The organism is Actinomycetota bacterium (genome assembly GCA_028698215.1).
GTDB lineage: Bacteria > Actinomycetota > Humimicrobiia > Humimicrobiales > Humimicrobiaceae > Halolacustris.
In genome coordinates this window covers 70001-91200 of sequence record JAQVDY010000003.1, presented here as the reverse complement: position 1 = coordinate 91200, position 21200 = coordinate 70001, and the positions used below count along the sequence as shown (strand labels likewise).

At 38.9% G+C, this 21200-nt stretch carries 17 protein-coding genes and 2 rRNA genes (1 of these 19 cut by a window edge); 7 read left to right on the top strand and 12 right to left on the bottom strand.

Annotated features, from left to right (window positions below; translation table 11 throughout):
• Positions 1-6: 6 nt before the first annotated feature.
• Positions 7-939, bottom strand: coding sequence for a M48 family metallopeptidase (locus PHN32_01960; protein MDD3776360.1), 933 nt, complete (start codon positions 937-939; stop codon positions 7-9).
• A gap of 18 nt (positions 940-957) precedes the next feature.
• Positions 958-1527 carry a LemA family protein gene (locus tag PHN32_01955; GenBank protein MDD3776359.1) on the bottom strand — a complete coding sequence of 190 codons (570 nt, stop codon included), beginning with the start codon at positions 1525-1527 and terminating at the stop codon, positions 958-960.
• A gap of 196 nt (positions 1528-1723) precedes the next feature.
• On the opposite strand from PHN32_01955, the gene fusA reads away from it, so the two are divergent.
• Complete coding sequence (fusA, locus tag PHN32_01950) at positions 1724-3808, top strand: elongation factor G (GenBank protein MDD3776358.1); 2085 nt, start codon at positions 1724-1726, stop codon at positions 3806-3808.
• Positions 3798-5027 carry a sugar-binding protein gene (locus PHN32_01945; protein ID MDD3776357.1) on the top strand — a complete coding sequence of 410 codons (1230 nt, stop codon included), beginning with the start codon at positions 3798-3800 and terminating at the stop codon, positions 5025-5027. Before fusA ends, PHN32_01945 begins: the two co-directional genes overlap by 11 nt.
• 89 nt (positions 5028-5116) lie before the next feature.
• Here the strand turns inward: PHN32_01945 and PHN32_01940 are convergent, their stop codons facing one another.
• On the bottom strand, positions 5117-5314 hold the full coding sequence (locus PHN32_01940; protein ID MDD3776356.1) for a hypothetical protein: 198 nt from the start codon (positions 5312-5314) through the stop codon (positions 5117-5119).
• Between the two features lie 133 nt (positions 5315-5447).
• Between PHN32_01940 and hypF the strand changes: the two genes are divergently transcribed.
• The 4 genes from hypF to hypE are packed head-to-tail and all read left to right on the top strand — an operon-like array spanning position 5448 to position 10090.
• Entirely contained in the window at positions 5448-7784 is a 2337-nt protein-coding gene (hypF, locus tag PHN32_01935; GenBank protein ID MDD3776355.1) for a carbamoyltransferase HypF, read from the top strand.
• On the top strand, positions 7775-7990 hold the full coding sequence (locus tag PHN32_01930) for a HypC/HybG/HupF family hydrogenase formation chaperone (GenBank protein ID MDD3776354.1): 216 nt from the start codon (positions 7775-7777) through the stop codon (positions 7988-7990). The genes hypF and PHN32_01930 overlap by 10 nt, the downstream gene beginning before the upstream one ends.
• Positions 7983-9062 (top strand): hydrogenase formation protein HypD, encoded by a 1080-nt coding sequence (gene hypD, locus PHN32_01925; GenBank protein ID MDD3776353.1) that lies wholly within the window; start codon positions 7983-7985, stop codon positions 9060-9062. The genes PHN32_01930 and hypD overlap by 8 nt, the downstream gene beginning before the upstream one ends.
• 2 nt (positions 9063-9064) lie before the next feature.
• Positions 9065-10090 carry a hydrogenase expression/formation protein HypE gene (gene hypE / locus PHN32_01920; protein MDD3776352.1) on the top strand — a complete coding sequence of 342 codons (1026 nt, stop codon included), beginning with the start codon at positions 9065-9067 and terminating at the stop codon, positions 10088-10090.
• 145 nt (positions 10091-10235) lie between these two features.
• Here the strand turns inward: hypE and PHN32_01915 are convergent, their stop codons facing one another.
• The 6 genes from PHN32_01915 to hypB all read right to left on the bottom strand — a co-directional run bounded on the left by PHN32_01915 (position 10236) and on the right by hypB (position 15400).
• Positions 10236-10706 carry a hydrogenase maturation protease gene (locus PHN32_01915; GenBank protein ID MDD3776351.1) on the bottom strand — a complete coding sequence of 157 codons (471 nt, stop codon included), beginning with the start codon at positions 10704-10706 and terminating at the stop codon, positions 10236-10238.
• Positions 10707-10718: 12 nt separating this feature from the next.
• Positions 10719-12020, bottom strand: coding sequence for a Ni/Fe hydrogenase subunit alpha (locus tag PHN32_01910; protein ID MDD3776350.1), 1302 nt, complete (start codon positions 12018-12020; stop codon positions 10719-10721).
• Between the two features lie 16 nt (positions 12021-12036).
• On the bottom strand, positions 12037-12780 hold the full coding sequence (locus PHN32_01905; protein MDD3776349.1) for an NADH:ubiquinone oxidoreductase: 744 nt from the start codon (positions 12778-12780) through the stop codon (positions 12037-12039).
• Entirely contained in the window at positions 12780-13649 is an 870-nt protein-coding gene (locus PHN32_01900; GenBank protein MDD3776348.1) for an FAD/NAD(P)-binding protein, read from the bottom strand. The genes PHN32_01905 and PHN32_01900 overlap by 1 nt, the downstream gene beginning before the upstream one ends.
• Entirely contained in the window at positions 13650-14681 is a 1032-nt protein-coding gene (locus tag PHN32_01895) for a 4Fe-4S dicluster domain-containing protein (protein ID MDD3776347.1), read from the bottom strand.
• 68 nt (positions 14682-14749) lie between these two features.
• The gene (gene hypB / locus PHN32_01890) at positions 14750-15400 is read right to left on the bottom strand and encodes a hydrogenase nickel incorporation protein HypB (protein ID MDD3776346.1); all 651 of its coding nucleotides are present in this window, start codon (positions 15398-15400) and stop codon (positions 14750-14752) included.
• 137 nt (positions 15401-15537) lie between these two features.
• Here hypB and PHN32_01885 point away from each other — a divergent pair, with 137 nt between their 5' ends.
• Complete coding sequence (locus PHN32_01885) at positions 15538-16791, top strand: DUF1015 domain-containing protein (protein ID MDD3776345.1); 1254 nt, start codon at positions 15538-15540, stop codon at positions 16789-16791.
• Here PHN32_01885 and PHN32_01880 read toward each other — a convergent pair.
• The 3 genes from PHN32_01880 to PHN32_01870 all read right to left on the bottom strand — a co-directional run.
• Positions 16788-18662 carry a phosphoenolpyruvate carboxykinase (GTP) gene (locus tag PHN32_01880; GenBank protein ID MDD3776344.1) on the bottom strand — a complete coding sequence of 625 codons (1875 nt, stop codon included), beginning with the start codon at positions 18660-18662 and terminating at the stop codon, positions 16788-16790. The two genes, PHN32_01885 and PHN32_01880, sit on opposite strands and share 4 nt — an antisense overlap.
• A 258-nt stretch (positions 18663-18920) precedes the next feature.
• A 5S ribosomal RNA gene (gene rrf, locus PHN32_01875) occupies positions 18921-19037 on the bottom strand.
• Positions 19038-19091: 54 nt separating this feature from the next.
• Positions 19092-21200, bottom strand: a 23S ribosomal RNA gene (locus PHN32_01870); it runs 868 nt beyond the window's last position.

Here is a 21200-nt window from a genome sequence, read left to right as displayed (position 1 = left end):
CTAAGTTTATAGCCCTATTCCCAGGGACATTTGTTCTAACCTTTTTATTCTCTCCTCTACTGGAGGATGAGTATTAAATAAATTTTTTAAAATTCCAGCTGTCTTTTTACCCACCGGATTAGATATAAACAGGTGAGCAGTGGCATTATTAGCCGTTTTTACTTCGCTTTGTGCACTAATTTTTTTTAATGCACTAGCTAATCCGGCGGGATACCTGGTAATCAAGGCCCCGCTGGAATCGGCTAAAAATTCTCTGTTCCTGCTTATAGCCAGCCTAATAATAGTAGCAATTAATGGTGAAAGCAATATCAGGATAACTCCTATTATTAACAGCACCAGGGAAAGAACGCCTCCTGAACTTCTGCTGCTTCTCCTTCTTCCGCCAAAAAAGAAACTTCTGAGCAGAATATTACTGATAATGGTAATCATCCCCACCAGAACCACTATTATGGTTCCCAGGAGTATATCATAATTTTTTATATGTGACAGCTCATGAGCCGCAACTCCCTTTAACTCCTGGTCATTTAAATTATCAATTAATCCCCGGGTAAATACTATTACTCCCTTTTCAGGGTTTCGGCCAGTGGCAAAAGCATTGAGGGCATTGTCCTCTATTACATATATCCTGGGCATGGGAATACCGGCTGCAATAGACAAACCTTCAACTATAAAATAAACCCTGGGGTCTTCATCTCGGGTAACCGGTTTTGCCCTGGTTAAGCCCAAAACAATTTTATCACTATTATAATAACTTGCAAAACTGGTAATGACCGCAATTATTAATGCAAATAGCATAATTAAAATGGAAAAATTGTCGCTGACCTGATACCTGTAATCGATATAAATTCCTATGAAATAGCCTATAGCGCCTATAAATATTAAAAAAAAGGCTATTATGAAATAGGTTTTAACCCTGTTTTTGCTTATTTGCTCATACAATTTCTAAATACTCCTTATTTAGAATTCAACTTTTACCGGCCCTCTGGCAGCTTCTTCTTCAATCTCAAAATAATCTTTAGATTTAAAGTTAAAAATCCTGGCAAATATATTACCGGGGAAAGTTTCTATTCTGGTATTAAATTTCATTACGGTATCATTGAAAAACTGCCGGGCATATGCAATATTGCTCTCAATGCCATTTAACTGTTCCATTAATCTGGAAAAATGCTGGTCTGCCTTTAGGTTGGGATATCTTTCTGATAATGCAAACAAGGATTTAAGAGTTCCTGTTATCTGGTTTTCAGCTTCAGAATGCTCTTTTATGGACTGTGCATTCATACCGGCATTCCTGGCTTCTATTACCTGCTGCAGAGTCTCTTTCTCGTGGGCGGCATAACCCTTTACCGTTTCTACCAGATTGGGTATTAAATCATACCTTTTCCGCAGCTGTACATCAATTTGATGCCAGGCATTATCTACCCGGTTTCTAATAGAAACAATAGAATTATAATAACCTACCCCTACTCCTATAACTACTAAGGCTATCAATACTAATACTACTATCAATATTATTATTCCTGGTAACATCAGTTCCTCCTGTATTTTATTTTTTAAAAAATTATAACATATTAGCTTAATCTTAAATATAGAGCGGAAGCCAGCCTGCCAAAGCAGTTAACCTGCATGGACCTGCTCAAACCTCTTTTACACAATAGGGTTTTTATGGTATATTTTTTCCTATGATTTAAGCTGTTTACAGTAACGATTAACTTGGAGGAAATTAATGAGCAAAATAAGCGCGGACAAGAAAAAGGTTATTGGGCTGGTATCTGGGAATAACACCGGTAAAACTTCTTTGGCAGAATGTTTTTTGTATAATGCGGGAGTAATAAATCGTTTAGGGAAAGTGGAGAGTAAGAATACTGTCTCTGATTACGATGCTCTGGAAACCAATAAAGGATTCAGCATACATTCCAGCGTATTAAATTATGCCTGGAAGAATTTTCAAATAAACTTTATTGATACCCCCGGTTATATCGATTTTATCGGACAGGCTTTTTCTGCCCTTAAAGTAATAGATGCCGCTTTGCTGTTGGTTGACCCCAAGTCAAGCACGCAGGCAGCTACCGAAAGAATAATCAGGATGATAAAGCAGGAAGAATTACCTGCTTTTTGTATTATAAATAAGCTGGATCAGGAAAACATAGATTTCTTAAAAACAGTAGAAGAGCTAAAAACCAGCTACGGGCTTAATTTAGTTCCCATCACTATACCGGCTGGAGTGGGAGAAAATTTCAATACAGTGATAGACCTGTTAAAAAACCAAGCCTTCCAATACAAGCCAGGAGACTTTAAAGGCCAGCCTTCTAATATTGCAGATTCCCTAAAGGATGAAATAGAAGACCAAAACAGCCAACTGGTAGAGTCCATAATAGAAACCGATGATGAGCTTTTAAACAAATACTTAGAAGGCGAAAAAATCGATGAAAAACTTATTGCCAGTAATTTTAAAAAAGCAGTAGTAGAAGGAAAAGTGGTACCGGTATTTGCAGTATCTTCTGGTAAGAATTTTGGAGTAGACCTAATAATGGACTATATAAATGAGTTGCTTCCTTCGCCCTTGGAGCGCAAATCGCTTACTGCCAAAAAGTTAAGCGATGATTCAGAAATAAATATTGCGCCTTCTCCTGATGGGCCAACTTGTGCTTATGTATTTAAAACCATGGCCGACCCCTATATAGGAAAACTCTCAGTTTTCAGGGTATTTTCCGGGAAAATAGACATTAACAATAATTATTTTGTGTCAGGGATAAAGAAATCTTTTAAGTTTGCAAACCTGTTTAGCCTGCAAGGCAAAGAACAAAACGAATTAGAACATGCTGATTGTGGCGATATTGTAGCGGTATCCAAGGTAATTGAAATTTCTAATGATGATACTATTTCCACTGAAGATAACCAATTGCAGCTTCCAAAAGTAAAATATCCCAACCCTACCCTGCCTAAAACAGTGGTTCCCATAACCAAGGGAGACGAAGAAAAAATTAATAATGGAATCAGCAGACTTATTGAAGAGGACCCTACCTTAAGGCAGGAATTGGACACCGAAGTGCATCAAAACATAATATGGGGCATGGGAGATGTGCACCTTAACGTAGTGAAAGAAAGCCTGCAGAAAAAATTTGAGATTGGGGTAGAAATGCATACCCCTGAAGTGGCCTATAAGGAAACTATTAAAAAAGAAGCCAAATCAGAATATAAATACAAAAAACAATCTGGTGGTAGGGGTCAGTATGGACATGTGTTTATTGAACTTAAACCCTTGCCCCGGGGAGAAGGATTTAAGTTTGAAGATACCATATTTGGAGGTGCCATACCCAAAGGCTATATACCGGGAGTAGAAAAAGGCATCAAGGAAGCATTGCAGAGTGGAATTTTAGCAGGCTATCCAGTGGTAGATATACATGTTAATCTTTACGACGGTTCCTACCATAGTGTGGATTCATCTGAAATGGCCTTTAAAATTGCAGCTTCCATGGCTTTTAAAAAAGGTATGGAGCAGGCCTCCCCTTGTATATTGGAACCAATAATGGAACTTGAGATTATAGTGCCAGAAGAATACATGGGTGATATAATAGGAGATATTAATTCCAAAAGGGGTAAAATTATTAATATGACTCCTAACGAAAATCACACTCAATTAATAAGGGCTTATGTTCCCCAATCAGAAACTTTTAATTATGCAGTAGATTTAACTTCCATATCCCAGGGGCGGGGATTCTTTAGCCAGGAATTTGCCCGTTACGAAGAATTACCATCACATATTGCTGAAAAATTAATTGAAGAACACAAACAAAAGGATGAAAAATAGATATAGGAAACTTATACCTTTTTTAGATAGGTTCCCCTTTATTATCTTTGCTTTGGTTGCTGGTATAGCCATTTTGATATTTTTAGTGGTTAACAGTACCTTAGACCTAAGCCTGTTTAGCGGAGAAATGCCGGCTGAGGAAACCGCTGAGGAAAGCTATGAACTATTTTTAGCTACCCCTAATGATGGTGATATTTTTGATTTTATTAATCAAAACGAAACAGTTCCCATAGAGGTAAGGGCTAAGCAGGTAGAAAATAAAAATTTCAAGGTACACGTTTTAATTAACGACCAGATTATAAAAACATTTGCCTCTCCCCCTTACGAGTTTAACTGGAACCCCCAGAGAGGAGGAGAATATCAGCTGCTGGTACAGGTAGCCGACGAACAAGACCAAACTGTAGCTATTTCCAAACAAGTTACTTTTTCAGTTAACTACCAGCAAAGCCAAGATGAAGAAATGATCATAAGCGAGGATATAGAAGAAAAGAAGACCAGGATACTGGCTAACAGCCAGTATCGAAGACAGAATGATGCCAGCGGTAAACCCATATTCGCCTATAAATGTTATACTCCCCCGGTAATAGATGCCAGTATTGAAGAATGGGAGATATATGAAAAATTTTCCAATTTTGTGCCTACTATTAAAAAAGAGAATTATACCAGTCATACTGACATAAGCGGAACTTTTTCCAGCTGCTGGGATGATGATAATTTCTATTTTGTCATACAGATAATAGATGATGTGTTTAGCCAGAATTATTCTGGTGACCAATTAACCAATGGAGATAGCGTAGTTATAGTATTAGATACAGACTTAGAAGGTGATCTTCAAACCCAGTTTTTAAATAATGATGATTACCAAATAGAATTCTCTCCTGGGAATTTTGGGCAGTTAAGACCTGAGGCCTTTATGAAATGGCCCACCAATGCTGCTCCCCAACAGACACAGATAGCTTCAGCTAGGTTAGCCGGCGGGTATTTAATTGAAGCCAGTATTCCCTGGTATAATTTTACCAATTATACTCCCACTGATGAAGATATCCTGGGGTTCACCGTTTCTATACTGGACACTGATAATCTTGAGTCTACAGAATTGGTAATCTCTTCTTCCAATCAATTTGATTTCAATAATGTATTTACCCTAGGCAATATGGTCTTAATTGATGCAGGAGACCTGTCAGAAGAAGACCAGGAACAGGAAACCGAAGAAAACTAGTTTATCCTTATAAGTTTTATCTGGCTATGGCTAACAATTCAGGATGAATATTTAAATCAGCAGGGATAAATATAAAGTTATGGCATTTCCTATTTGTTGGAACTTTTTTCCAAGGATTCTATTCTTCTTTCCAACTCTTCTATTTTAGACTTACTTTCCAGTTTTTCTAATATAGCTTGCCTAATAAATACTGAAGTAGCCATAGATTGCCTTTTGGCTTCCTGTTTAGCCCTATCTATTAATTCTTGCTCTATCTTGAAAGAGTGCATTACTTTTTTGCTCATCATTGCTATCACCATTTACTAATTATTATTTTTGATAATTATATCATATAGATATAATCAATATGAAATAATAAAAAATTAGGTTTTTAATTTCGGTTTGCTAAAATAATTATTTTTTATTATCTTATAACCTTGCATGAACAAAGAATTAATAAAAAAAGAAAAAACATATAGCATAAAGGTTACTGGTATCGTACAAGGAGTAGGCTTCAGGCCCTTTATCTTTAACCTGGCCTCTAGATTTAAGTTAAAGGGTATGGTAACCAACACTACAGAAGCAGTAGATATTGTAATAAATACTACCTCAAAAAAGACCCTGGCTGCGTTTATGGATAAAATCAATAAGGACAGGCCTTCTGCAGCTTATATAGAAAGGATTGTTTTTGAACAGGTACCGTATAGGAGTTTCAATAATTTTAGCATTACCAAAAGCAAAAAGAGCCAGAACCGTTTTCAGCTAGTATCCCCAGATCTGGCTACTTGCCAGGATTGTATTTCTGATATTAACAACAGCAGCTTTGGTAGAAGATACGGTTATCCTTTTACCAATTGCACCAACTGCGGACCGCGGTTTACTATAATGGAAAGTTTTCCCTACGATCGTTACCAGACTACCATGAAAAAGTTTGAAATGTGCAAAGACTGCCAATTGGAATACCAAAACCCGTTTGACCGAAGATTTCATGCCCAGCCAAATGCCTGCCATAAATGCGGTCCCAAACTATGGCTTGTAGATAATAAGAATAACCTTATAAGCAGCACTGGCCCTTTAGAAGCGGCAGCCAGAAAGCTTAAACAGGGACATATTATAGCCTTAAAGAGCCTTGGTGGTTTCCAGCTGGCGGTGGATGCCACCAACCCTGAAGCAGTTATAAAATTAAGAAACAAAAAAAACAGACCCCATAAACCATTGGCTGTAATGGTCAGGAATATAGAAACAGTAAAAAAGAATTTTACAGTTAGCCAGGCAGAGATTAAAATGCTTACTTCCCCCTCTGCCCCCATAGTATTATTGAATAAAAAGAATAAAAATTTTTTGGCAGAAGGAATATCTTTTTATAACCGTATGGATGGGATCATGCTTCCCTATACCCCCATCCACCATCTATTATTCAATTTAATAGATTTTCCCTTGGTAATGACCAGTGGAAATAACAGTGAAGAGCCTATTGCTAAAGATAATCAAGAAGCGCTGGAAAAGCTAAGTCCTATTGCCGGTTATTTCCTGTTGCATGACCGGGATATATATTCGCGCTATGATGATTCAGTAGTAAAGGAAATAAACAAAAACCAGATGATTATCAGGAGAGCCAGGGGGTTTTCCCCCTACCCTATTAAAATTGGTTTGGATATTGGGGACAAATGCATATTAGCTGTGGGAGCCCAGGAAAAGAACACTTTTTGCGTACTTACCAGGAATTATGCCATAATTTCCCAGCATTTGGGAGAATTGGATGATGCAGACAGTTTTGCTTTTTTCAAAGAAACACTAGAGGTTTACAAAAGGCTGTTTAATGTTACAGAGTTTGACCTGGTAGCCCATGACCTTCATCCTGGCTATACCTCCTCTAAATTTGCCCAGCACCTGGGTATCCCCACTATGGGAATCCAACACCATCAAGCCCATATGGCTAGTGTCATTGCTGAAAATAATCTGCAGGGGGATGTGCTGGGTATCACCTGGGATGGAACAGGGTTGGGCCTGGATGAAAAAATTTGGGGTAGCGAAATATTACTATTAAAGGAAAAACAAATTACCCGTTTAGGGAATCTTTCAGAGAAGTTAATCCCTGGAGGCGAAGCTGCTATTAGAAATCCTTACCGTATGGCTATTAGCTACCTCCTTGAAATTTATAGGAAACAAAATAGGAAGCAGCAATTTAGTGAATATATATATGATAATTGCCCCCATTTTATAAAGCTTATAGGAAAAAATGAAATAGAAATTTTAAAACACCAGCTGGAGATTAAATTTAACAGTCCTGCCACTACCAGTATGGGCAGGTTCTTTGATGCGGTTAGCTCCATTCTTAATTTAACTTCTACCATTAGCTATGAAGGCCAAGCAGCTATACATTTGGAATCAATAGCTGATTTACGCTGTACTCAAGAATATAGGAGTCATATTGACCACTTCTGTATGGACGATATGGCTATTTTGGAGCAGATCCTGGAGGATATCAAAAATAAAGTACCGGCAAGTATAATATCAGCCAAATTCCATAATACATTGGCATCGGCCATATTAGACATTTGCAAAATAGCCCAGGATAAATACAATATATTCCAGGTTGCTTTAAGCGGTGGAGTTTTCCAGAATACCTTGCTGCTTAAAAATACACTTTCAAAATTAAGTAAGCAGGGATTTGAGGTTTTTTCTAATTACAAAGCACCAGTAAATGATGGGGGTATCTCATTGGGGCAAGCCTATATGGCAGCCCTGGAACTAGAAAGGAGTAACAGATGTGTTTAGCCATTCCTGCAAAAGTTATAAATATAGATGGTAATTCTGCACAAATAGAAGCCTTGGGGGTAACCAAAATTGTTGATATTACCCTGGTTCCTGAAGCAAAGACAGGAGATTATGTATTGGTCCATGCTGGTTTTGCTATTCAAATAGTAGAAGAGGACGATGCCTTGGCTACCCAGGGTTATTGGGAGGAATTCTCTAGTGAGTGATCTTTTTGAATTAGGAAAGAAATGGTTAAAAAAATATAATACTGGACAACCATTAAACATAATGGAAGTATGCGGCACCCATACTATGGCTATCTCAAGGTATGGATTAAGGCAGCTTTTGCCCCCAAATATTAATTTGATCAGCGGGCCTGGTTGCCCAGTTTGCGTTACTTCTGCCTATGATATTGATTTAATACTGGAAATTATCAATAATTACGACCTTAACCTGTTTACCTTTGGAGATATGATACGGGTACCAGGCTCCTCCTCCAGCTTGCTTGAACAAAAATCCAGGGGCAAAAAAATTACTGTATGCTACTCACCTCTTGACGCTTTAAACTTTGCTATCCATAATCCAGACCAATCGGTATTGTTTATTGCTATTGGCTTTGAAACCACTACCCCCCTATCCTCTATTGTTATAAAAAGGGCAGAAGAAAACCAGGTCAGAAATTTCTTTATATTCTCAACCCATAAATTGGTCCCGCCTGCATTAGAGCTGCTGGTAAAAGACAAACAGGTAAAGATTGACGGCTTTCTCTGTCCCGGGCACGTATCCGCTATAATTGGGTCCAGACCTTACCATTTTATACCTTTAGAATATGGTATACCCTGTGTAGTTAGCGGTTTTGAACCCACTGACATACTGCTATCCATTGCTATGATATTAAGGCAGATATATCAGGGTAAGCCCAGCGTAGAAATACAATATAAGACAGTTGTGAAACCGGAAGGCAACAGAGTAGCCATCGATAATATATACGATGTATTCCAGCCTGTGGACTGCTTGTGGAGAGGGTTGGGAAATATGCCCTGTAGTGGTCTGGAACTAAAGCCTGAATACCAGAGGTTTAATGCCAGGTTAAGATTTCCGGTACCTGAGATTAAACCCAGGCCTCATCCAGGGTGCGTTTGCGGGGAGGTATTGAAAGGATTATTGAAACCAAACCAGTGCCGCCTTTTCGGCCAGCCATGTACTCCCCAAAACCCTATCGGCCCCTGTATGGTTTCCAGCGAAGGGTCCTGTGCTGCATATTATAGGTACGAAAGACTAAACCCAGAAAGGATATAGCTATTAAAGATCAAAATTTTAAAGATGTAAATATTCAGTTATCTCATGGGGATGGGGGTTTAAAAAGCAATCAGCTGATTCATAACCTCATATTAGAATACTTGGGAAATGATTTGCTTAACCGCTTGGAGGACAGTGCTGTAATTAAGGCGCCTGGATCCCGGATAGCTTTTACTACGGACAGTTTTGTAGTAAATCCAATATTTTTTCCGGGAGGAAATATAGGCAAACTGGCTATATGCGGTACCATAAATGACCTGGCTACTTCAGGGTGTGTTCCTATAGGTTTAAGCTTTTCCCTTATATTGGAAGAAGGCTTTCCTGTAAGCCATTTAAAAAAAATACTAGCTTCTATGAGGGAAACCCTTCTCGAAGCAAAAACCAGTATCATCACCGGTGATACTAAAGTGGTGGAAAAAGGAAGCGCAGATAAAATATTTATAAACACTTCTGGCTTAGGCCTAATCAAACACAATAGCCTGCTGTCACCCTCTGAAGTAAAAACAGGAGATAAAATAATTATTAATGGCCCCATTGGAGATCACGGAATATCTATCCTCAGCCAAAGAAAGGAATTTAACTTCCAATCAAATATTGTAAGTGATTGTGCGCCCTTAAGCTCTTTGGTTTCCGCTGTAATGTCTAAAACAAAAAAAATACATGCTTTCCGTGATGCTACCCGGGGTGGTTTGGCTACAGTATTGCTGGAAATAGCCCAAGCTTCCGGCCATATCATTAATATCCATAATCAAAATATACCGGTCAGGGATGAAGTACGGGGCATCTGTGATTTTTTAGGATTAGATCCGCTATATATAGCCAATGAGGGCAAGATGGTTATATTTGTAGATCCTATGGATGCCCAGGTTGTGCTGGATACGATAAGAAACCACAAATATGGGAAGCAGGCCGCCATTATAGGCGAAGTAGGCCCTTCAGGACCAGGATCTGTAATACTAAATACTGAAATAGGTACCCGCAGAATGCTGGACATGCTGTATGGGGAACAGTTGCCCCGTATTTGCTAGGCCTGCTTTAGCATCGGTTATTTTAATCAATTTGACTATAATGGCTGCTTTTTAATATTGGAATAATTAGGACAAATATGTATCCTGGCCGGGTGGCTGAATATGAAAGTATAAATAAAAAAGCAACCAGTAATATATTACAGGTCTAAACATTTATTTCTGCTAGGACCATCTCTGCCATTTCAGTTATTTTTGATTTTACTCTTTCTGAAAGCTCCTGGCCAAAACTTACATTTAGCGGTTTTATTCCTATTATTATTATTTCAGTTTTTAAATGCAGCCGGTGGATAAGCTCTAAAGCTTGGCCTAAGCCAAAATCATGCAGGGAATAGCTCCTAATATTTTTATAGAACTGATCTATTTCCTTAAGCCCAAATCTTATAATTTCACCAGGCTCCTGCCCAGCGTCCACTGCATCTATAATAACTATTTTTCCACATTGTTTGGCATAATTGATTAAATCAGCTGCTGAAGTGCCCCCATCTATAACTTCTACATTCCCGGGTAAAGAGGGTAAAGTTTCCAGTACTTTTATTCCTACACCATCATCAGACATAAAAATATTCCCAAAACCAATAACTCTGATAATGGTTTTGGGAATATTACTTTTATTCATAGCTGATTTAATTTATTTATTTACTAGCTTTACATTCAAAAAATGGGTAGAGCAAGAAATACAGGGATCATAAGCCCTGATCAGCATTTCACAAGCCAGTTTTATTTCATCTTCGCTTTTATCAATTATAGATGGCACTAAAGCCTCCATATCTTTTTCTACATTGGCATAATTCATATTGGTGGGTATTATAAGGTTGGCTTTAGTTACTTTACCATCATCACCATAGGTGTAATCATGGATTAACAGGCCCCTGGGCGCTTCGACTACCCCTACTCCCCTACTGGCTTTAGGCTTAATATCTACCATGGCTTCCTCTTGAGCCATACCTTCCTCCATTAGCTCATCAATAAGTTTTATACTGTCATCTATGCTATGAACTATCTCTACAAATTGTGCTATGTTGTTCATGAATGTATTATAATTTGGAGCCTGAAGGCCTAATTCCTGGGCGTATTCTTTGGCACGGTCAGAAAGCTGTTCATAGTTATTATTAAACCTGGCCAAAGCCCCTACCATATAGGAATCACGGGAAGCCCAACAATGCTTGCCGGTAGAATGCTGAACTACCTTTTCATTTATTTTAGTCAAGTAATCCTGATCATTTATTACCCACCCGTCACTGGATTTAATATCACCATCATATAAAGCATAATCTAAGGGATCGCTAATGGAGATATATTCAGTTTCCCTTTCAAAATCAGGTAGATTTAAGGTTTTTAATAACTGCAAGGTAGTCTCTAGGTCGGCGTAGCTGGATTTTAACATTTCTTTCATCTTAACCATTTCTTCCTCTGTAGGAAGTTTGGTAAATCCGCCCACCACAGTCCTAATAGGGTGTACAGCCCTTCCGCCGATGATTCTAACCATGTCATTGGCCATTTTCTTAATCCTTAAAGCAATATTTACTACATCTGGATGGGTATCTACCAAAGATATGGCACTGCCTACCCCAAAGAAATCGGGAGCTGCTAAAAAATAAACATGCAATGCATTACTCTGCACACACTCATGATGGAATATAAGTTTTCTCAGCTTGGTTATCTTATCGGTAGGCACCACTCCAAAAGCAGCTTCAGTAGCCTTGATGGAAGCATAAGTATGAGCAACAGAACAAATACCACATATTCTTGAAGTAATATGTGAAGGCTCATCCCATTTTCTTCCTACCAGCATGGCTTCAAAAAACCGTGGTGACTCAGGTATCCTAAATTGCAGCTGCTCTATCCTTCTATCTTTTACATTAAGCACAAGATCACCGTGACCTTCTACCCTTGAAATGTTTTCTTCTTCTATACTAAAAGTATTAGCCATAATTATTTAACCTCCATTATTTTTGCTCAATCTTTTTACATGCATTATATAGATTAAAGCCTTCCATTATATCCTCAACTGTCAACCCATATTCCACCATTATGTCTTTTTGAGCATTTACATTAGGATCATCAATGGGGCCTCTGCAACCATCGCATCCTGAACCATTGCCGGGACACCTGGCATCGCACCCTGCCCTGGTAACCGGCCCCATACAAGTAAGACCCAGATCATAAAGACAGGTGTTTCCATTCCTCTTGCACTCTACACAAACTGGATAGTTGGGTATTTCCGGTTTCCTTCCTACCAGTAAGGATCTTATTACATCCACTATTTCAAACCGGTTGGGAGGACATCCCCTCACCATATAATCTACTTTGACATAATCATCAATAGGTTTAACTTCAATAGAATCAATCCAATCTTTTTTTTCACCATACACCAGGTCTTTGGCTTTCTCCAGGCCGTAAAGGTTTTTCAAGCAGTTTAGCCCTCCGGTGCAGGCGCAAGCCCCTACAGCTACTATTATTTTGGCTATGCTGCCAATTTTTTCTATTCTTTCCACTCCATGCTTGGTGGTAATAGAACCTTCTACTAATGCTATATCATAATTGTCGCTGTATTCGGTTATGGCTTCTCGGAAATGAACAATGTCTACTGCACTCACCAAATCCAGCAGCTGGTCTTCCAGATTCAATATTTCCAGCTGGCATCCGCCGCAACCAGTAAATCCAAATACTCCTACCTTCGGCTTATTCATTATATAGCCTCCTTTAAATTCCTGATTTCCCATAAACTAAAAACGGGACCATCTACACATGCTAGTTTATCCCCAATATGGCAGTGGTTACATTTACCTACCCCGCATTCCATCCTTCTCTCCAGTGACAGGAAAATGTTTTCCGGCTTAAAGCATTTAATGTCCAATTCTTTGATAACGAATTTATACATTACTGGAGGTCCGCATACCACTACATAAGAATCATCTACCGGGCAGTCAATGCCGGGAATAAGGTTTGTGCACACCCCTACTTCGCCTGCCCAAGATTGATCAGGGTTATCAACAGTTAAACAGAGTTCTATATCATCCCTATTTTTCCATTCTTCCAACTCTTGCCTGTAAAGCAAATATTCAGGGCTTACCGAACCATAAACTATTACCAGCCTCTTATAGTCTGACCTGTTTTCCAGAATGTATTTAATAAGGGACCTCACCGGAGCCATACCTAAACCGCCAGCAATTATAATAACATTATGGCCTTTCATATCTTCATAGGGAAAGGTGCCATTCCCGAATGGACCCCTAATACCAACTTTATCGCCTTCTTTCATTCTATGGAGGGCACCGGATACGTTCCCCGTATTCCTGACACATAATTCAAAATAGTCTTTATTATTAGGAGAAGATGGTATAGAAAATGGTGCTTCTCCCAAACCAAATATAGTTAATTCTACAAATTGACCGGGCAAGAAATTAAAAGATTCTCTTACCTGGGGGTCATCAATATAGATATCAAACTGTTTTTCCGTGGGAGAAAGTTCTTTTATATTTCTAATTGTTGCTACAAAGGGTTCATATAGTTTCTGGTGATGATCCAGTTTATCTATTTCTCTGGTTGGAGTAGTCATTTATACATTCACCTCTTTCTTAACTGAGTTAATGTCTTCAGCTATATTTATTTTTGCCAAACATGCTTCTATACATCTTCCACAACCCACACAAGAGTACTGACCGAACTTATCATAAAAAGTCTTAAGCTTACATCGATACCTTTGCTTGAGCCTGTTTTCTTTGTCAGGCCTGAAATTATGCCCGCCGGCAACTAATCCGTATTCCGGAATCATGCAGGAGTCCCATTCCCTGGTTTTAGCACCTTTTTTTAAATTAAGTTCCAGGTCATCTTGCACATTAAAACAGAAACAGGTGGGGCATACCAGGTTGCATGAACCGCAGCTTAAGCAATCCTTGGCTGCTTTTTTCCAAAATTCTTCATTATCATAGATAAGTTCAAAGTTGTCATAAAAACTTTTTATATCTACCTTATTGGTAAATTTTGACCTGTAGTTATCCATATAGCTGTCAAAATCTTTAAAGTCCTTCTGGGTAGCTTCTTTTGCTTCTGTGTAACTATTTAACAGCTGATTACCTTTGGCAGTAGCAACCCTGGTAAAATACCTGTCTCCTAAATCGGTTAGGTATAGATCAAAACCTTCAGTTGCATATTCTGCATTCATGCTCAAAGCAAAATTCGTCTCAATAGGATCAATATCCAGGCCAATTACTGTAATTTTTTCTCTTTTTTCCCAATAATTTTCATCCACAAAGTCTGTAGAGAAAAACTGGTCTAAAAAGTTAATGCCATTAATATCCCAGGCATTTACTCCAAATAATATCATTTCTTCGCTTTCAATAACCGGCTTTATTTTAATTTCATTACCGATCTCGTATTCAACCAGTTTTTCTTTGGGGGGGAAAAGTATCTTTTTAGCTGGAGGTATAGTAGTCCGGGTATAATTGGTGTCTAGTTCTGCCATATCCTTGATATGGACAAAATCATGAACGGCTTTATCTTTCTTTTTGGGTCCAATCATTTTGTAATCCTCAATCAGCCCTTTTACTAGCCGTACATAATCATTCTTGGTTAAGACCTTATAGAGCATAGAGTCTCCTTTCGCTTGAATGCTATTTTACACAAAACATTTACAACAAAATTATTAATAAAGTAAAACTAGCCAATGTCCTTATTGGTTTTTAGCCAATCTATCCATTTATCCAGATTTTCCCCGGTTTTGCAGGAAAAGTTAATTAGAGAAGCTTTAGGATTTAACTTCCGCACCTTACCCTGGAAAAAAGCGAGGTCAAAATCACTATTTTCCAACATATCTATCTTGTTTAACAAAACTAAACCGCTTTTGACAAATACCGGCGGATATTTTACAGGTTTATCATCTCCCTCATTTACGGAAGAGAGCACTGCCATAATATTTTCTCCCAAATCAAAATTTACGGGACATATCAAGTTGCCAACATTTTCTATAAATAAAATATCCAGTTTTTCAAGGTCCAGTTTTTCCAAAGCCTTCTTTACCATGGAAGCATTAAGGTGGCAACTGCCTCCAGTGTTAATTTGTACTACAGCATCTGTATATCTCTTTATTTTTTCAGCATCATGGGTAGAAGAAATATCCCCTTCTACCACTCCAATGGCATAATCATTTTCCAGTTTTTTTAATGTTTCTATAATTAAAGTAGTTTTGCCTGCCCCTGGAGAGGACAAAATATTTATCACAAAAACACCGTTTTTAGCAAACAAATCCCTGTTTTGTTCAGCATGTTCCTTGTTATAGGCTAAAACATTTTCAACTACATTTACTTTCATAAAATCTCCATAAATAAATTTCTGATTTACAATCCTACCTAAATTTTTATCTATGTCAAACAACTAATTTTTTATTGACATATTTCTAATTCAATTTTATATTTATTCAAATTTGGAAGATAAAAGAAAGGATATCCGTGGTAGAAATTCTACCATTCAAGGCATTAACTTACAATAATTTGAAAATTAAGCATCTTTCGCAGGTAGTATCTCCTCCCTATGATGTTATTTCCGAACAGCAAGACACCTTACTTAGAAGTATTTCTCCCTATAATATTATAAATCTTATATTGCCTGCAGGCAGCCCGGCAACGGATAAGTATCTGTATGCTGCTACTACTTTAAATCAATGGATAAGAGAGGACATACTCCAGTTTGAATCCCAGAGGTGTTTTTATTTATTAGAAGAATCATTTAAAACAGGTGGTCAAAAAAAGCGTATTATTGGTTTTATAGGCCTAAATAAAATAGAAGAATATAGCACCCAAAAAGTGCTGAGGCATGAAAATACCCTTCCTAAAGCTAAACAAGACCGCCTAAATCTTCTGGAAAGTACCCGGGCTAATTTTGGCCTGGTGTACACTATATACCGGGACCAGACCAATTTTATTGAGAAGATCGCTGACAGCTGCCCCGAACAATTTAAGTTTAAGCCCAGCTATGACCCTACCCTGGAATTTCGGCTATGGAAGTTATGCCAGCCGGATTTAATTCAAAAAATAATTAAGTTAATGGCTGCCAAACAGGTTTTGATAGCGGATGGGCATCACCGTTATGAAACTTCAAGAATATATGGCCAGAAAGCCAACCAGGAAGGCTGGCCAGGCCAAGGGCATGAATATATTTTAACCCTTTTTGTAAACAGCTACCAGAAAGATATTGCCATCTATCCTACCTATAGATTGGTAGAAACTGAAAAACCCTTAAAAATAGAGCAGATAATAGATAAAATAAGCCCTTATTTTAATATAAAAATAAAAACTTATGATGGTTTTTCAATAGACCAATTTCTAGTAGATAGGAAAAACAACCAAATCAAATCCTTTCTCATTTATATGGGCAACGGCCTTACGCTGGAAGCCGATTACAAAAATAATCTTCTAAAAAATGATTTATGGCAGGACTTGGATGTAAATATATTGCATAATGTATTATTGGACCAGGGATTGGGAAAAAGCATGGTTAAAAACATTGATTTTACCCATTCATGGCAGCATTTAAAATCAGAGCTGGACAAGGGAAAATACAATATGGGCATATTGCTCAATGCTCCTAGTGTTAGCGAGGTAGAAACCTTATCCAGGCAGGGATACCTGATGCCCCAGAAATCAACTTATTTCTATCCTAAACCCTGCACTGGACTGGTCATGTATAAACTTGACAGTTATTAAGAAAACTGTTCAGGCTTAATGCAATCACCATACTGCTGCTGCATTTCCAATAATTTTCTTTTTTGTTTTTCTAGTATGTCAAAGAGCACAGGAGGTATTTTGCTTTCAGATTTATTGTAGATGCCAGTTATCCTTTCAATCTTGGAAAGGTTTTGCACTACCCTTAAGCTAAACTGGAGCTCATACTCCTGAAGTGAATAATCTTTACCCAGAACCTGTTTAAATAACTCTTGTAAATCATCATATTTGGGTATGTAGCCGGTACCGATATCAATAGCCCCTACTTCATCATGAACCCTTAGTTCCATCCATTTTAACCATACCCTTTTATCTAAAATAGAACTGATATAATTTCCCTGATCGTCCTTTAGAAAATAGTTTACTCCAAATATTTTAGGAGGATTGCTTAAATTTTGGCCAAAACCAATATTCATCTCTAAATATCTTCCCATAGGTACAGAAAGAAAGTCCATGTTAGACATGGGGTTAAAAGTTCTTACCCCAGTTTTGCCTAAGGTTGCGGCTGTAGTCTCAGATTCCAGTGATGCTCCAATTGTAACTATGCCATGCGTCCAATCATAAGCTTCCAGTACCGGTACATTGGTATCCGAATCACGGCCACCATAAACTATTCCTCCTATAGGCACCCCTTCAGGATTGTTATAATTAGGATCCAAATTCTTAAGATTTCTCAAATTGGTAGTAAATCTAGCATTCTTATGGGAAGGAGTTATTTCATTGCCGCTCTCATCCTTTTTACCGGGCCACCACTGCCCCGCAAAATTTATACCTTTTGAAGGCTCATCCACCGGTTTACCGATCCAGTAAGTCTGAAGGTCCTCAGTTACCAGAATATTGGAAAATATAGTCTCGTTGGGACTATGCAGCACTTCCCATATAATGGGATCGTCTTCCGGATTAATGTCTTTAATTATGCCAAACAGGCCTTCTTCTACATTTACTGCCATTATTTTACCATTTACTTTCCTGATATAGGCTATGTCATCGCCTATTATGGTTTCTGTAGGAATCATGGCAGTAGAGGTCTTGCCGCACATAGAAGGAAAAGCTCCCATAAAATAGGTTACTCTATCCCGGGGACCATGGATTCCACTTATAAACATATGCTCGGTAAGCCATCCTTCCTGTGATGCCCGTTTAATACCCAGCCGCATAGCTAGTTTTTTTAAGCCTATTGTATTTCCACCATATTGGGTGTTAACTGAATACACAATTTCATTCTGTGTATCTATATATACCCTTCTTTTATCCACATCTACGCTAACCGCGTTCTCCAGTTTTCCTTCTGAGTGTACAAATTTAAAAAACCTATCGGCCTGTCCGGATTTTATAAATTCCTGGTAACCTGGTCGATACAATATGTTTTCAGAATGCGCTACATAACTGGAATCAGTTAATTGAACAGCAGGAATTGAAAATACAGAGTTGTTGGGCCCTAAACTGTAAAATCCAATTATTAATTCCCTGCCCCTCATAATGTCTTTAAACAAACTATCCAGCTCTTCTGAGCCTTCTTTTTTGTCAATGGTATTATATTCACTGGTTAGCTCGCTGTTTTCATCTATTAGGAATTTAGTCCTTTTTTTATCCCTAGCCTGGTCGTTAATTCCATCAAAATGGACAGTATGCCCTTCTAATGCTAATTTTTTTTCTTCCCTGTCAGCCAATGCTTTATCCCTTATATATTGAAGATCTTCAGCAGTGTCGCTGTTTACAAATATGCTGTCAGGATTCAGTAATTTTACATATTTTACTATGAAATCAATTAGGAAAGGGTTACCTATTTTAATCAGTTTGTTAAAATTTTTTTCATCTAACTTGGATTTGATTTCTTCTAATTTTAATTTCATGGTTTTCCTTTTGTTATTATTCAATTTTTAAAAATTATATCTTAAATTTTACAATATATATAGTAAATATTACAAATATTTAAAATTTAGGTAATAATTTATTATTTTTTTACTTTTATTTCAGTTTTGCAAATTATTTCGTATTTTTTAATATTTAGAAAAATTATTTATTTTTTTTAAATATAGCAGGGTTCTTATTAAAAGAAGACTGGAGGAAGAGTTTAAATATTTTAAATTTGTTAAATAATGGGCATAAAAAAACGGCGGCTACCTACTCTCCCACACCGTCTCCAGTGCAGTACCATCGGCGCTGAAAGGCTTAACTTCTGTGTTCGGGATGGGAACAGGTGTTACCCCTTCGCTATTGCCACCGTAAGCTTAAATAACTTTTTAAAGTATTCTCTCAAAACTTCATAGCATTCTATAGAAAATATTAAGTCCTCGACCTATTAGTACTGGTCAGCTAAACACATTGCTGTGCTTACACATCCAGCCTATCAACCATGTATTCTTCATGGGGTCTTACTCCAAATGGATGGGAAAACTAATCTTGGGAATGGCTTCGTACTTATATGCTTTCAGTACTTATCCATAACAAACTTGGCTAATCAGCCATGCCCTTGGCAGGACAACTGACACACCAGAGGTTTGCTCATCCCGGTCCTCTCGTACTAGGGACGAATTCCCGCAATTTTCCTGCGCCCACAGAGGATAGGGACCGAACTGTCTCACGACGTTCTAAACCCAGCTCGCGTACCGCTTTAATTGGCGAACAGCCAAACCCTTGGGACCTGCTACAGCCCCAGGATGCGATGAGCCGACATCGAGGTGCCAAACCTCCCCGTCGATATGGACTCTTGGGGGAGATAAGCCTGTTATCCCCGGAGTACCTTTTATCCGTTGAGCGACGGCCATTCCACACTGAGCCGCCGGATCACTAGGCCCAACTTTCGTTCCTGCTTGACTTGTAAGTCTTGCAGTTAAGCTCCCTTTTGCCCTTATACTCTACGAGTGATTGCCAAACACTCTGAGGGAACCTTTGGACGCCTCCGTTACTCTTTAGGAGGCGACCGCCCCAGTCAAACTGCCTACCTGCCACTGTCCCACGCCCGGATCACGGTACGTGGTTAGAACTCTAGCATACCAAAGGTAGTATCTCACCGTTGGCTCCACCAGAGCTGGCGCCCTGGCTTCAAAGCCTCCTACCTATCCTGCATAAGGTATACCAAAGTCCAATATCAAGTTACAGTAAAGGTTCACGGGGTCTTTCCGTCCTTCTGTGGGTAATTGGTATCTTTACCAATATTATAATTTCACCGAGTCCCTCGTTGAGACAGCGCTCAAATCGTTACGCCATTCGTGCAGGTCGGAACTTACCCGACAAGGAATTTCGCTACCTTAGGACCGTTATAGTTACGGCCGCCGTTTACTGGGGCTTAGAATCAGAGCTTCGGTTTCCGAAGAAACCTAACCCCTCCTCGTAACCTTCCAGCACCGGGCAGGCGTCAGCCCCTATACATCGTCTTACGACTTAGCAGAGACCTGTGTTTTTAGTAAACAGTCGCTTGAGCCTTTCTATTGCAACCACGTCGCGCTCCGAAAGCAAGTTTCTTCACGCTACTATGGTACCCCTTATCCCTAAGTTACGGGGTTATTTTGCCGAGTTCCTTAACGAGAGTTATCTCGATCGCCTTAGTATTCTCTACTTATCTACCTGTGTCGGTTTTGGTACGAGAACCAAATAACTTCCTAGAGGTTTTTCTTGGCAGCATAGGATCAATCACTTCGCCATTTACTGGCTCGGCATCACGCCTCAGACTTAATGCTAACCGGATTTTCCTGGCTAGCGTCCCACACGCTTACACGCAGTCAACCAAACCGCGATGACCTACCTTCCTGCGTCACCCCATTGGTGATAACGAAATTTGGTTGTACAGGAATATTAACCTGTTATCCATCGCCTACGCTTTTCAGCCTCGGCTTAGGTCTCGACTAACCCTGGGAGGATTAACCTTGCCCAGGAAACCTTAGATATTCGGCGGACAGGTTTCTCGCCTGTCTTTCGTTACTCATACCGGCATTCTCACTTCTGTAATGTCCACCCAACCTCACGGTTGAGCTTCAGCCTTTACAGAACGCTCCTCTACCACCCATAAATGGGTCCATGGCTTCGGTAGTATGCTTAAGCCCCGTTGAATTATCGGCGCAAAACCACTTGACCAGTGAGCTGTTACGCACTCTTTAAATGGTTGCTGCTTCTAAGCAAACATCCTGGTTGTCTGGGTAATTTCACTTCCTTTACCACTTAGCATACATTTAGGGACCTTAGCCGATGGTCTGGGCTGTTTCCCTTTCGACTACGGAGCTTATCCTTCGCAGTCTGACTCCCGAGCTAAAAACTTTGGCATTCGGAGTTTGATTGGATTTGGTAACCTTGTAAGGTCCCTAGTCCATTCAGTGCTCTACCTCCAAAGTCAAACACTCGAGGCTAACCCTAAAGCTATTTCGAGGAGAACCAGATATTTCTGAGTTTGATTG